This is a genomic window from Phormidium tenue FACHB-1050 (assembly GCF_014696925.1).
Taxonomy (GTDB): Bacteria; Cyanobacteriota; Cyanobacteriia; order Pseudanabaenales; family Pseudanabaenaceae; genus Pseudanabaena.
In genome coordinates this window covers 60,625-75,275 of record NZ_JACJQY010000027.1, presented here as the reverse complement: position 1 = coordinate 75,275, position 14,651 = coordinate 60,625, and the positions used below count along the sequence as shown (strand labels likewise).

Annotated in this window: 11 protein-coding genes; 3 read left to right on the top strand and 8 right to left on the bottom strand. The window is 40.4% G+C overall.

From position 1 onward, the window contains the following. Positions 1-356 precede the first annotated feature (356 nt). The 4 genes from hppD to H6G05_RS16050 all read right to left on the bottom strand — a co-directional run bounded on the left by hppD (position 357) and on the right by H6G05_RS16050 (position 4,386). The gene (gene hppD, locus H6G05_RS16065) at positions 357-1,442 is read right to left on the bottom strand and encodes a 4-hydroxyphenylpyruvate dioxygenase (RefSeq protein WP_190579304.1); all 1,086 of its coding nucleotides are present in this window, start codon (positions 1,440-1,442) and stop codon (positions 357-359) included. A gap of 909 nt (positions 1,443-2,351) precedes the next feature. Then, positions 2,352-3,104, bottom strand: a complete 753-nt coding sequence (locus tag H6G05_RS16060; RefSeq protein ID WP_190579302.1) for a GvpL/GvpF family gas vesicle protein — start codon at positions 3,102-3,104, stop codon at positions 2,352-2,354. A 53-nt stretch (positions 3,105-3,157) separates the two neighbouring features. Continuing rightward, positions 3,158-4,144 (bottom strand): metallophosphoesterase, encoded by a 987-nt coding sequence (locus H6G05_RS16055; RefSeq protein ID WP_190579300.1) that lies wholly within the window; start codon positions 4,142-4,144, stop codon positions 3,158-3,160. Next, entirely contained in the window at positions 4,141-4,386 is a 246-nt protein-coding gene (locus H6G05_RS16050; RefSeq protein ID WP_190579298.1) for a hypothetical protein, read from the bottom strand. The genes H6G05_RS16055 and H6G05_RS16050 overlap by 4 nt, the downstream gene beginning before the upstream one ends. 141 nt (positions 4,387-4,527) lie before the next feature. On the opposite strand from H6G05_RS16050, the gene rlmN reads away from it, so the two are divergent. Continuing rightward, complete coding sequence (rlmN, locus tag H6G05_RS16045; RefSeq protein WP_190579296.1) at positions 4,528-5,598, top strand: 23S rRNA (adenine(2503)-C(2))-methyltransferase RlmN; 1,071 nt, start codon at positions 4,528-4,530, stop codon at positions 5,596-5,598. 39 nt (positions 5,599-5,637) lie between these two features. Here the strand turns inward: rlmN and thiL are convergent, their stop codons facing one another. Both thiL and argC read right to left on the bottom strand, forming a co-directional pair. Further along, positions 5,638-6,651 (bottom strand): thiamine-phosphate kinase, encoded by a 1,014-nt coding sequence (gene thiL / locus H6G05_RS16040; protein ID WP_190579294.1) that lies wholly within the window; start codon positions 6,649-6,651, stop codon positions 5,638-5,640. A gap of 39 nt (positions 6,652-6,690) precedes the next feature. Further along, the gene (gene argC / locus H6G05_RS16035) at positions 6,691-7,749 is read right to left on the bottom strand and encodes an N-acetyl-gamma-glutamyl-phosphate reductase (RefSeq protein WP_190579292.1); all 1,059 of its coding nucleotides are present in this window, start codon (positions 7,747-7,749) and stop codon (positions 6,691-6,693) included. A gap of 991 nt (positions 7,750-8,740) precedes the next feature. Here argC and H6G05_RS16030 point away from each other — a divergent pair. Both H6G05_RS16030 and H6G05_RS16025 read left to right on the top strand, forming a co-directional pair. Further along, positions 8,741-9,133: an AbrB family transcriptional regulator gene (locus H6G05_RS16030; protein ID WP_190579290.1), complete on the top strand. Its 393-nt coding sequence runs from the start codon at positions 8,741-8,743 to the stop codon at positions 9,131-9,133. A gap of 225 nt (positions 9,134-9,358) precedes the next feature. Then, positions 9,359-10,153, top strand: coding sequence for a TatD family hydrolase (locus tag H6G05_RS16025; RefSeq protein WP_190579288.1), 795 nt, complete (start codon positions 9,359-9,361; stop codon positions 10,151-10,153). Between the two features lie 149 nt (positions 10,154-10,302). On the opposite strand, the gene H6G05_RS16020 is transcribed toward H6G05_RS16025, so the two are convergent. Beyond that, a complete protein-coding gene (locus H6G05_RS16020) occupies positions 10,303-11,157 on the bottom strand; it encodes a pentapeptide repeat-containing protein (protein ID WP_190579286.1) in 855 nt (284 codons plus the stop codon). A gap of 52 nt (positions 11,158-11,209) precedes the next feature. Further along, complete coding sequence (locus H6G05_RS16015) at positions 11,210-14,227, bottom strand: eCIS core domain-containing protein (protein ID WP_242025574.1); 3,018 nt, start codon at positions 14,225-14,227, stop codon at positions 11,210-11,212. Positions 14,228-14,651 lie beyond the last annotated feature (424 nt).

The following is a 14,651-nucleotide window of genomic DNA, read 5'->3' as shown; positions in this document are numbered from 1 at the left end:
TGGATCAACATAAGCAATTTTTGGGGGTAATTACTAATCTGTCTATACTTTACATTAACTTAAAGTTTCATATATTACAATCAACTTTTTAAAAGGTTTACGATACAAGCTTTTAAAAGGTTGATTGACTCTAAAAAAATGCAAGGCACTGAATGTAGCGATAATTGTACAAGTAAAGAAAGCTAAATACTCGAAACAAAAATACTATCGAAAGGCATTAGTTAATAAAGAACAAACTATATTATTAATGGCTTATAAGTTATTGGGTGCAATTAAATATAAAACAAAAAACCTATAGAACATGCCGTGCATATTCCATAGGTTTTGACTCTGATATCTAATTATGTCTAAGCGACTTATAAATTTCCACGTCGCGCTTGTTCGTTTTCAAGAGCAACAAATAAAGACTTAAAGTTTCCTGCTCCAAATCCTTTTGATCCGTGTCTCTCAATAATTTCAAAAAATAGCGTTGGGCGATCGCCTACTGGCTTAGTGAAAATCTGTAGTAGATAACCATCACTATCTCGATCCACTAGAATTCCTAGCTCTGCTAGTTTTTCCACAGGAAGCCCTGTTTCTATGACCCAATTTTCCAAGTTTTCATAGTAAGCCTTGGGGATAGGGAGAAACTCAACTCCAGCTTTTTTGAGCTGAACAACTGTTTGCACAATATCATCAGTACAGAGACCAATATGCTGAATCCCAGGACCATAATGGAAATCCAGAAATTCTTGAATCTGAGATTTGCGCTTGCCAATAGCTGGCTCATTTATATTTAGGAAGGTTTTACCATTACATTTCAATACTTTTGACATTAAGGCAGAATATTCTGTTGAGATAGCACGATCATCGAAGTGCATATGCATATCAAAGCCGAGGGCTTCAACAAAGAAATCACACCATCGATCCATTGCACCTTCTTCGACGTTACCAACAACATGATCGATGTGCTTCAATCCTACGGAGTTAGAGGGGCTGGAGGGACGTGCAACAAATCCTGGTGCAAAAGCTCCAGAATATTCACTGCGATCTACAAATTTGATTAATACATCACCATAAACATGAATAGCTGCAAATTTAAATACACCATACTCATCATCTTGTTCAGTTGGTGGAATGTAGCTAACAGCACCATGCGAAACTGCCTGATTGTATGCAGCAACTACATCAAGAACTTCAAGAGCAACAATAGCAACTGTATCTCCGTGCTTCATGATGCTTTGAGAAATCGAATGGTCTGGGATGAATGATGAGCTCAAAACAAAACGGATATCTCCCTGTTCCATTAGGAAAGAGCTTACTTTACGTTCGCCTGTCTCTAGTCCACAATAAGCTGTGTTCTTGAAGCCAAAACAGCTAGAATAGTAATGTGCTGCTTGTTTGGCGTTTCCTACATAGAACTCAAGGTGGTCAAACCGTTTGTTATTAGATGAATCATTCATAATAGAACCTCTTCTATAAAATAGAATACAGCGTTTTTTGCTTTCGTGAGGTATAAACTAGAGGGCTTAAAGCCTTATACAGCATTATCCTTGTATGCCTCGTCAGACAAAGAACAACTATATGAGGAATCGGAAGTCAGTCGAGAAAGAAATAAACATTCAGTTACTCGTTAATATCTACTATGCAAAAATGTTTACTATGCAAATTTGATATATGCCTTGCAACTGAATATTAAATTTATTTTCTTGAGAGCTATTATTAATGAAAACCTTATATAAATACAATGATTATAAGTTATACGTAAGTTATACGTAAGTTATACGTAAGTTATACGCTAAAGTTATGTTTATCTCAAGTAAATATCAAATTATGCAGATTTTGCCATAATCTATATGGCTTGTACATCCTAAGTACTAGACAACTTCTTGTTGTTATTGGGCTTCACAGGTCATTCGACTGTGCGATCCCATGATCTTGCTAAACTCTGTTTTGACATGATCGAAAACTAATAAGCTCTTTTTAACTCAGAGCCACTTTATAGATATCACTGGCAACACTTCCCTAAATCCTTGACTTAGTTTGTTGCCGATTAAATATTTCTGTCGTTTAGTCTATCATCTTCTAACTCACTACTTGCAAAATTTTTGTCCCACCAGTTCAATATTTTGCTTGCCTGCTTTTACGCGCTTTATTCTACTTTAACCCCTTCTATCCGCTTTACCTGAATTGTATTCCTACTGTGCCTTTCAAAGACAGCATAAAAAATCAGGGACAAACGAACCACATTGAAAGTTTTATTTGTTAGAGCGATCGCATTATCGCATTGTCGATAAGCGGAATTATTCAATCCCCTTGTAAATCTTGTTGATAAACTTCAAGTAGAAGTTTATCTGTAGAGTCACCAATCTCTATTCTCGATCTACATTCACAAAATTATAGGGAGCAGTGAAATCGTTGTAGCGGATTCGGAGGCGATTTTCAAATTGGTGATCGAGAGCTTCGACAGCGGCAGCAAACTCGGGTTCCTTATCCCAATCAATTAAGAAAGAACCGTTATAGATCATAGTTTCGGTGAGTAATTCTCCTTCAGCATATTCATGGGATAGAGGCTTCAGGGTATCGATAAAAGCGTCAATGATTATCTGTTGACGTTGCTCGATCGCTGCTTCTAGTTCTTGCCCGATCGCGATCGCCTCATCCATACTTAAAATTTTACCAACTAGAGCTTCGCGTCTTTGGCGTAAACCCTCATTTTCGGCAACAGCAAGATTTAACTCTTCAGTTTGATTCCAAAATAGTTTGACGCTAACTTCCCGCTTACCAATTAGGTTATGTATGAGTTTTGTGAGTTGATCTTCAAAAGGAATCAGCAAATCCTTTTGAACTTCCTCCCATTCATCAACAACTAGCCCGAATTGTAGTGGTAAAGGAACCGCTTGATGGGGATCGATCGCCTTCATGAGCGATTCTAAGACAGTTTCATGGGCAAGGAGATGAGCGCGGCTAGCGAGGTAACGCTCCTGTTGAGCCTCACTGTAAACGATCGCAAAAGGTGGAATAGCATGAAATTGGACAGGCTGATCGTTCATTCCTTTAAGTTCAAGATTTTTGATCAGATCCAGATTTTCAGCTTGCAAAATTGCGTACAGGTAGAGGCTCATAGGAATTTATAGTTTAGTTAACTTAAAGTGAATGGCGCTTTGCACCAATCACTTTAAACGGGTTTAGTAATTATGGCACGGTCAAATACTTTGCCATCGGTAGCGATCGCCTTGGTGATGATTTTATCTTGATAGACATCAAAAGTCATAAAGCTAAACTGTGAACTCACAAAAGCCGTTTGAGGCGATCGCCCAAATTTGTATAAAGGTGCGCCGCCGCCGCCATTGACAATATAGATAGTGCCATCAAGTGGGATAGAGCGCTCGTAGCCATGATCATGTCCACAGAGATATAAAGGAACTTTATGCTTAGCAAATATAGGCGCGAGTTTAGCCTTTAATTCAGGACTGCTACCATGTCTACCTGAAGAGTAGAGGGGATGGTGTCCATAGACGATTTTCCAAGGGGCGGTACTTTGGGCTAGTTGCTGATCGAGCCATGCAAGCTGTGCATCCCAAGGAGCATTACGATTAGTGTCAATGGCAAAAAATTCTACCGTTCCTTCGTTGACATCACCTTTAGTAAAGGAATAGTAGCGATCGCTCATATTAAAAGGTTGGTAATTAATCTGATCTAGCCCATTATTGGATTTAACAATGTCGTGATTGCCTAGCACGGCATAAAATTTCACATCTTTGCTCAGCAAAGGTGCATAGGGTTCTTCAAAACGGGATTTAGCTAGACTAATTTCACCGTAGGAATAAATGTTATCGCCTGCCATGAGGACAAAAGCATAGGGCTTTTGCTGATAGGTTTCCCACATGGACTTAGCAACGGCAAACTGATCGGGACTACCAAATCCATTATCCGCGATCGCTGCAAACCTCAGTAATGGTTCTTCAGCCGTCTCAAGGATTTCCAAGTTGGCTTTAGAGTCACTATTGCTAGGTTTTATTTCGGGATTTTGGCTAGGACTACTTACAGGTGACTCTGCTGAGACAGTCTCATACTGAACTTTAGATTTGGCGATCGCTGCATAAATTAATGAACCAACTACAGGTACACCAAATAATGTCAGTAAAAGTTGACGACGTTTCATAAATGCCAAGCGAATAAGCGAATATCGGAGTGAATATCGGTCAAATTTAATATATCAATAAATTGAAAAGGTCGATGTAGTACGTCATACCCGATATGCTGACGGTAAGGGCAATGAATTGCCCTTACCGTCAGCAATTTACTCCCTTCCCACCGAAGAAATAGACATATAAAACCAAGAAATAGCGTGGCGGCGCGAAGCGCCGCCACGTCTATTCTTTCACTGGGAAGGGAGTAATGCATAATAGGTTTTCAAAAAACCGATTTTGGTATTTCCAGAGCCGATGGCTCTGGAAATACCAAAATCGGTTTCATAATGAGAGTTGCAGCAACGATTCTAATTTTTTGATAAAATCAATATACTTATCCCATTTGCTACCTGTCATGATTGCCAATAAGCTCCCAAATACTGCTTCTAAAGTCCTACCACTATTGGGGCGATCGCTATCGGAACTAACCGAATGGGTAGAATCACAAGGACAGCCGCGCTATCGGGGTAAGCAACTCTATGAATGGCTGTATACCAAAGGTGCACGTAGTTTAGAAGACATTACGGTATTCCCCAAAGCTTGGCGCGAAGAATTTGCCCTGAATCCGACTGCGGAAATTGGGCGATCGCAGATTCATCTTCACAAAACAACTCGCGATGGCACAGAGAAGTTTCTGCTGAAACTTGCTGATGGTGAAATAGTCGAAACTGTTGGTATTCCTACCAGCAAGCGCTTGACCGTATGCGTATCGACTCAGGTGGGCTGTCCAATGGCGTGCGATTTTTGTGCTACAGGTAAAGGCGGCTTTCGGCGCAACTTGGCAAAGCATGAAATTATTGATCAAGTTCTGACTGTGCAGGAAGTCATGCAGCAGCGCGTCAGTCATATCGTATTTATGGGCATGGGTGAGCCGTTACTTAATTATGAAAATCTGGTTGGGGCGATTAATGTTATTAACAAAGATATCGGTATCGGTCAGCGCAATATTACTGTCTCTACTGTCGGCATTCCCAATCAAATTCCACGCTTTGCCCAAGAGCATTTGCAAGTAACTCTGGCGGTCAGTCTCCATGCGCCAACGCAAGAAGTTCGCGCCCAAGTAATTCCATCAGCCGATCGCTATCCTCTGATCGCATTAATGGATGACTGCCGCGAGTATGTGGAAATCACAGGTAGAAGAATTAGTTTTGAATATACGCTGCTAGCGGGTGTCAATGATGCACCTGAACAGGCTGAAGAACTCGCGTACCTAATCCGTGGTTTCCAAAGTCACGTTAATTTGATTCCTTACAATCCTGTCAGCGATGCGGATTACAAGCGTCCCAGCGAAAGAGCAATTCAAACCTTTGTACAGGTTTTAGAAAATTATAAAATTGCCGTAAGTGTACGACGCACAAGAGGACTAGAAGCAGATGCAGCTTGTGGTCAGTTGCGAGGACAACATGAGAAAGCTCTAGCCAAATAAGAGTTTTGATACTTTTGCTTCGCAAAAGTATCAAAACTCTTAGGGTTCATAATGCTGAAAAGCCGATCGCATATCTAACCCATCAAGTTGATTTCCTTCAACAATTTCGCCAATAATTACCGCACTGGATAAAAGCTTTACAAACTTCTCTGCTAAATCCAAAGGCATACATAAAACCAGCTCAAAATCTTCGCCACCATACAAGACCCAATCCAAAGCGCGATCGCCTGCCAAGATCTGCACTACTTCAGGAATTGGTAACGCATCCCAATAGATCTTTGCACCGACATTACTAGCGCGACAAATTTGGGCGATCGCATCAGCTAATCCATCGCTGCTATCCATTCCTGAAACAGGAAAATCACTGAAGTATTTTTCCTGTTTCAGGATTTCTGGAAAAAGATTAATTGCATCAAAACGAGGAATTGGACACTGGTGATAGTTACAGATTGCTTGTACTAGCTCTTGACCTGCTAAGAAGCGATCGCCTATTTTAATCGGAGCTAATAACTTCTCTTTTAATTTTTCATCTAATAGGAGTTCTAAACCTGCCTTGGAGAGTCCGTGCAAACCTGTCATCATGATCGCATCACCAACTCGCGCCGTATGCCTTTGGATGACTTGATTTTTAGGTACTTGTCCAAAGGCAGTTACCGATAAAGTGCGAACAGGCGATCGCACCGTATCACCGCCAACTAATTCCGTGCCATAGGTGCGTAAACATTTACTAAAGCCCCGATATACACCTTCAATCCAAGCAATTTCTGTGTCAGGTGGCAATCCTACGGACATGACCAAGCCCCAAGGATTCGCTCCCATGGCGGCTAAATCTGATAAATTCACAGCCGCCGCCCGCCAACCGACATCTTCAGGACTAGTCGTGCGATCGCTAAAATGCACACCATCCACCAACATATCTGTGGTTACGACCATCTGGCGATCAGCAAAAGTTTCCCCCATGATCGCCGCATCATCACCCACTAACTCACTACAATATTGCCGAAAAATTTTCAGCAATCCTTGCTCACCTAAACTTTTGACTGTTGCTGTCATACATTAAAAAAAGACAAGGGGCTTAAGCCCCTTGCTCGATTATGGATAGAAAGTAAGCTTAGGTAAAGCCATTGACTCTTCCCAGCCCATCATGATATTCATGCACTGCACTGCTTGGGCGGCTTGACCTTTCATCAAGTTATCGATCGCCGAAACCACAATTACTCGTCCTGTCCGCTCATCAACCTCTACACCGAGATAACAGAGATTTGTACCCAAAGCCCACTTAGTTTGCGGGAAGATATTCTTAGGTAATACCTGCACCCATTCGGAATTGCGGTAAAAAGACTTATAAATAGTCAGCACATCTTCCTTCACCAGTCCAGGGTCACGCAGCTTAGCGTATACCGTAGACAGAATACCGCGAATCATGGGGATAAGATGAGGTGTGAATTGAACTAGCACCTCTTGACCTGCCATATCACTACAAATCTGTTCGATTTCAGGGGTGTGGCGATGACTCGCAATACCATAGGCGGCAAGAGAACCATCAGCCTCAGCTAGTAATAAATTAGTTTTTGGTTGACGACCACCACCAGATGTACCTGACTTAGCATCAATAATAATCGTACTCGGATCGACTAATCCTTGCTTGAGCAAAGGCTGTAGAGCTAATAAACTAGCCGTAGGATAACAACCCGCACAGCCAACTAAGTCCGCAGTAGCAATGCGATCGCGATAGATTTCGGGCAATCCATACACAGCTTTAGCATTAACCTCAGCATCAGTACGCGCCTCTTTATACCAAGATTCATAAATTTGCAGATCGGTGAAGCGATAATCTGCGGATAAATCGAGCACTTTACAGCCCTTAGCCAATAGTCGAGGTGCAATTTTGCTAGCTAAACCATTGGGTAATGACAAGAAGACAATTTTGCAGCGATCGGCGATCGCTTCAGGTTCGAGATTTTCGATGGGCAAGTTCACTGCATGGGCAATGTGTGGATACAAGTCAGCAAAATTTTGTCCTACGGAACCACTGCCACCCATGTAAGTAATATTTACTAATGGATGCTCTAGCAGCAGTCTAACCAACTGGATACCACCATAACCCGACGCGCCAATAATACCTACGGGGACTCGATCCTGTGCGCTCATACCCTTACTCCATCAAAATATTGAAAATGCTTTTCGCGTTTGGGGTAACAACTTAGCATAAGCCAAGCCCTAACCCCAATTAATATCTAAAATCAAAGTCTCAGCAATTCTCATTATAAAAATCAGTTTTTTTGAAAACCATCCAAAGGAGGGCTTTCAAAAAACAGATTTTAGTGTTGCCAGCGTCTTTGGGGCTGGCAACACTAAAATCTGTTTCATCATGAGAATATCAAAGTCTAAATTAATGCTTTACGTTAGACTGTAAGAGGCTCTTTATCCGTTCATACTAAGCTTATTGAAATAGACATTGCGTCTATTTCATTTATAGCAATGTAAGCTTTACTGAGGGGATAAAACCCAAATAAATAAAAGCAGCCCTTCGCAGCGCCTTCATTTATTTAGGTTTTAATTTGTCCTAGCTATCTTTATGCATTATTTATCTCTTGTGTGGTTTAGCTATGTTTTACAACAAGGGAAAAATGAATAATTGTAAAAGTACAAATCATAAAACGGATTAATCACCTGTATGGGTGAAGAAATATAGCTTTGATTAGTGTGAGGTTTTAATTAAAGTAATGATTAAAAGCAACATTGCATCGCTCATATCAAAAAATCAAACAATATCGATATACAAATCATACAGAAAATAATGTCTAGTTAATTTTGGATGTAAATTAATCTAAAGGCAGGGAAGTTAATTCCTATTGAAGTGTCTAGACTGAAATATTAAGCCAAATCTTATCCAGACTACTTTCGTGTTTCCATATATTTTCTAAACTGACATGGCATTATCAGACATATTTCTTTTGATCTTATAGAAAATCCCAAAAATATTTTGCAATTTTATCTACTATTTTGTCCAATATGTTTAAAAATGTACGACAATAAGGTAGCAATTCTAGGTGGTTTAAAATCCCCATAGGTTGCAAAATTTCTTCTATTCTTAGAAAGAAGTTTTTAATTTTGAAATCTTGAAATTTCTAATAATCCTATGACAGACACTGTAACTTCTCCCTTAACAGGAAAAGCGCTTCTTCAAAAAGCAAAAGAGCTAAATAATTTACCCAAGCGTGAGCAAGCTAAAAAATGCGGGTATTTCACTCGTGGTAAAGATGGGGTAGATCGTGTTAATTTGACAGAATTTTATGAAGCAGTGCTTGCTGCTAGAGGATTTGCAATTAATCCTGAACAGAATAAAGACGGTCGTGGGCGCGAACCTACCTTTCGGGTTAGCGTTCATAAAAATGGACAAATCGTAATTGGTTCTACCTATACAAGATCTATGGGTTTGAATGAAGGTGATGAGTTTGAAATTAAGCTTGGATACAAGCACATCCATCTGATCCAGTTGAGTAATGAACAATCGGAAGATCCTGAAGATTAAAGCAACACACATATTAAATCTCCGTTAGATTAAGGTCAAAATCAAAAGTTAATTGTCTGAATTTTTATTCTTGACAATAAATTCTAGACCTCAACTATGGAGATTGTTTGACCAGTAAATTTGAGCGAGAAGATTAATACTGCTTTGTGGGGGAGTGTTTAATTTTCTCGCTGTTTTTATCGAAGCTAGTTTTTAGCATAATTTTGATTTTTAGGGTTTATTTCTATGCAACTAGTAGATACACATGTACATATCAATTTCAAAGATTTTCAATCGGATCTTGAGGCAGTTCGCGATCGCTGGCTAGGTAATGGTGTAACAAGACTAGTGCATTCTTGCGTGAGTCCCGATGAGTTTAATCAGATTCAGGCGATTGCTGATCAATTTCCTGAAGTGAGTTTTGCGGTTGGATTACATCCACTAGATAAAAACTTAAATACTTTAGGTTGGAATCCTGAAGTTGGCGATCGCATTAAGTCTTTGGCAATTAGTGATCAACGTGTCGTAGCGATCGGCGAAACTGGTTTAGATTTTTTTAAATCTGATAGTAAAACTGCTCAGGTTGAAGCTTTTAAATCACAACTTCGCACAGCGCGATCGCTAAATTTACCAGTAATTATTCACTCACGCGAAGCATCTGTTACAACCCGCGAAGTCTTGAAAGAAATCAATGCCGAATCCCCTCAGCAGCCTATTCGTGGTGTGATGCATTGCTGGGCGGGGAATCCTGAAGAAACCCAATGGTTTGTCGATTTAGGGATGTATATCAGCTTTAGTGGTGTAGTCACTTTTAAAAATGCCCATGATTTACATGAGTCGGCAAAAATTGTGCCAAGCGATCTCCTTTTAGTTGAGACAGATTGCCCATTTCTTGCGCCTATCCCGAAGCGTGGAAAGCGCAACGAACCAGCCTATGTACTGTATGTGGCTGAGAGTGTGGCAAAGTTACGCGAGGTGGATCTAGAGTCCCTAGCTTCAGAAACTACCACTAATGCCTTTAAACTATTCTCACTATCCTAATCATTCAAAAAAGAGGAGGCGCTAAACGCCACTTTAGCAAAAGTTAACTAGTACAAACCAAAACCCAAGAAGATGAGTGGCGGTGCTCTGCGCCGCCACTCATCTTCTTGGGTTTTATGTCCTAAGCAAAACTTACTTTGCTATAAGCTCTAGTGATTTTCATCCATTGTGCAACTTTTTTTTGTAGATCCCTCAAAGTTACAGTCAGTGAGGCTTGCTTTGGTAAAGCTACAGTGAGTAAGCTTCGCATTACAAAAACTACTCTGGTTAAGGTTTGAGTTAAAGAAAATTACACTCTCTAATACAGCGCTATCAAAACAGGCTTCATTAGCGAAGATCTCACTGAGATCGCAGTTTTTTAATGACGATTGTATAAATGATGTACCAGTAGCGATCGCTTTTTTCATTCTGACACCACGAAGCTCGACTTTGTCAAAACAAGCTCCATTTAAAACTGCACCTTCAAAGTTAGTTAATGCAGTATGTAAACCTTTACAATCAACATTAACCAAGGATGCTCCAATGAAAGAAGTATTAGTTAAGTTGCAATTACGAAGATAAGCATTATTGAAATTGCTAGTTGCTAAAGTAAGATTACTTAAGTCAGCATTTCCCATGTCAAATCCGCTGAAATCTGCACTTTCTAGAATAGCAGGACGACTATTACGTCGAAATAAATTCCATTCCTCTGGATCTCGCCACAACATCTGAATCTGTGTAATTGCAGGCAACCAATAATCATCATCAAGGGTGATACCTTTTAACAGTGTTCCCTGAAGGCGACATCGAGAAAGCTCTAGACCCGACACTTTGCTGCTAGTGAGATCCGCACCACTAAGATCGCAATGTCTTATATGAGCTTCGGTAAGATCCAAGCCAGCCAGATCAGCATTACAGAGCATAATTCTTTCTGTCTTAGGAATCCGATCAATCTCTTGGTTAAATGTAACAATATCTCGTCGGAGGAGTTCAATCCACCCAACTTGATTAACTGCGTTCTTCATGAGCGGCTCTTACTTTAATTTGGTATTTACTGGTCTTGATATTGAAATTTCGTTAGCTCCCGCTCCCTACTTCTGCAACAGGCTTCTGCTGCTCTTGGACTAGTTTTTGCTGTTCCTGAGCTAGTTTTTGCTGTTCCTGTTCTTGAAGCTTTTTCTCATTGAACAGTTGCGGAATTTTAGCTCCAAAGGTTATGACTGCTTCGCGGACGGTAGATAGATTAGAGTCATTATAATCTTTAAAGAAACTATCCTGTTTTACATATTCAGGATCTCCTTCTATTCCTTGTACATTGATAGCTTTTACTCTTACAGCATTTTTGCCAATCAAAGCTAGATCTTCATAAAAAGGAGCTTTCTTGGCTCCAGATTTGGTTAGTAACTGCTCTGCTGCATCGCACAAACGAGATAAATATTTTCCTGCTCGATATACTGCATAGTGTGGCACATTTTTAAAATGATTAATGGAATGCAGAGAGTCTCCTACATTCTCATTGACCGACTGCAAGTAAAGCTCAGGCTTAATATTGTAATCTACTCCAGTAAGATGTGCATTTTCTAGATTTGGTTTTTCGGGTGTTCCTTTAAGTTTTTCAAGCTTTTTCTTAGCACCCTGTTTTAATACAGTATGCTGCACCGCACCCTCAGTGGCATAAACTTCGTTAGCGTAGGTAAGAGCCTCAGCAATCTTGTTGCCTAACTGGATGCCCAAGTTATTAATTTCTTCAGCATTAATAACAGCACCATTGTCTACCGCTTTTAACTTGTTGATTTGCGATCGCAAAAGTTTCACTTCAGTCAATGTCTCTTCATAAATAGCATTTGCAGCCCTCGTAACATGAGCCTCTTCTTGATACTCATCATGAGGTCCAAATGCACTCTCACGCCCTCTAAAAAAGGCTTCTTCCTGACTCTTTAACTTCTCCTCCATTTCTAGCTGCTTTATCTCAACCCTCAGTTTAAAAATCTGATATTCGAGATCGGCTTCTTCTAGTTTATATTCCATCTCATCGCGAACACTTTCATCAGTTAAACTATTTAAGGTCATCGCAAAATAACTTGCCCACTCTTTGTCATTCATATTACGGCGAACTTTGACGAGAGACCAGACTTCCATCTTTCTAGTTCTTTCTTTCTCAGATTCAGCAGTCAAGCCTTGCACTTCGGGTTTGGGTGTGATTGTTCGGACACCTCCACTATCTGAAAAGCCTGCTTCTCCATGTATCCAGTCCGAAGCATAGAGGTTGATGTCAAATACGGTTCCAGGATCGTAAGGGATGACTCTACCGTTAACAAACTCTAATCTAAATTTACTATTAACAAATTGGATACCCAACTCCGAATTAGAACCACCTGTAGACAAATCAACGTCAGAAGTCACTGCTTGTGCGCCAACAGAGTCAAAAATATTGAGTAAACCCTGCCCTTTTTCTTTTTGTGATTCAATCACATCAGATTGAAGTTCTTGATCTTCATACATCCGCATCCGCTCAGTAAATTCAGGCTTAATCCTGTCAGTAAATGCTTTCCATTTGCGAGTACGCATATCTACTAAGGCTTGCATGATTTGTACGCCAGCAGCTTTCAAGGCACTTTCTTTTTCTTTTGGCACAGGAATTGGCCATTGTCCCATTGTCAGACAGGCTTTTGCTTTAAACCAATTAGCCTCAAAGGGTCCCAACAAAATACCAAGTAAAATATCGTCATTTGCTCTCCAATAAGTATATTTTCTAGAAGCATGTTCTACTAAGTCTTGGATGGATTCAGGTGGTACATTTCCATCAGATACAGTTTCTAGTTCTTCTTTAATAGAGTTCTTCTGACCTGACACAAATTTTTGCCACGCCTCTTGAGACATCCCCCCCAATTCATCTTTAGATATGGCTGCTAGTCTAAGGGCTTCCCATTGTTCTGATGATTTTTTTTGCCCTTCATAGAGTTTATACTCATCTTCTCGACCATCTTTAATTTCAGATGCGTCAGTAATGTTAAACCACATCACTTCAGACCCTTGAGCAAACCATGTGACACCATCAACTAATTGATCCCACATATGAACGCCGTCATCTTCAACCCAAGCTCGTTGAACAACTGATTTAGTAGCATCTATTTGATGGTTCATGCGCTGCACAGCCCCACCATTCTGTTGCACGACGTGAGTTAACTCATGGGCGATCAACTCTTGCCCACCTCGACTACTTGGTTCATAAGCTCCCTGCCGAAAGAACAGATCTTGCCCTGTCGTAAAAGCTTTTGCTTGAATTGATTTGTTTAATTGGTCAGACTGCGAATCTGTGTGTACCTTTACGCCGCTAAAGTCTGCACCCATCGCTTGCCCCATCGACTGTTGCAGATTTGCGTCTAGAGATTGACCACTGCCCCGTGCACTTTGAATTGCCGACTCTAAATCCGTTGATGCTTCACCGCCGACAATGCTTTCACGCCTTTGTATTAGAGGCTTCATTTGTAATTCTTCATCTTCTTCTATCTCTTGTCGCTGAACTGGCTGACTTTGTGAAGTAATTGGCGAATTAATTTGTTGAACTACCCTAGCCGCAGTAGCATCAGCTTCCTGTTCATACTTATCATTGGGCTGACCAATGGTAAGCTTTGCTTGGATCGCCATTCTCTCAGCAGCGAACACCTTCAAGCGATTCCCAGACTTTCTTTGGACTGGTGGAGGTTCAGGATTCATTGTGAACTCTTTTGAATCTTCCAGTTCCCCTTCACTTTTTTCTTCTTCTACAAATTCTTGCCTTTGAACTGGTTGATTTTGTAAGGCTGCATTAGTTGAAGGTTTTGATTGGATCTCCACTCTCTCAGCAGCGATCGCCTTCAAACGGTTCATTGGTTTTGCCTGAATTGGTGTATCAAATGACTCAGTGCTGCGCTGATCAATTAGTTTTCCTAGAAAATTCTCAGGGTATCCAGTTTGTCTAAAGGTAGCATCTGCATCTTCATCCAAATCTGTCTGTAGTGGCGCGAAGTCTCTAGTCTGTAAATATGAAGCTTGGGGTTGGAATGGACTCGGAGCTTGGGAAGATTTTTTTCCGTTATCGTAAGTACCAGACATATCCTTAACCCCTAAATTTACTTACTCAGACATAGCAGACCAGACTTCTTATGATGAAACCGATTGTAGTGTATCTAGCGCGTTCGGCGCTGGATACACTACAATCGGTTTTTTGAAAGTCCGCAACGACGGACTTTCAAAAAACCGATTTTTAGATTGAGAATTGCTGACAGCAGGCTTTTTATATTACATATTTTCGCACAATCATAAAAAGTTAACGACAAATTTAATTTGCTAAACCTCTAGCAAATTAAATTTGAGCAGTCACTTGCTTCAATTCATAGTTTTATACCAAAACACAAAATGGCTCCGCCATTTTGTGTTTTTAAAACCCTTACAGGGTTTGGTTCTTAATTCACGAAAGTGTGGCTACACTTTCGTGAATTGGTATTACAAGGCAGCAATCTATCCAATTTGCAAGAGG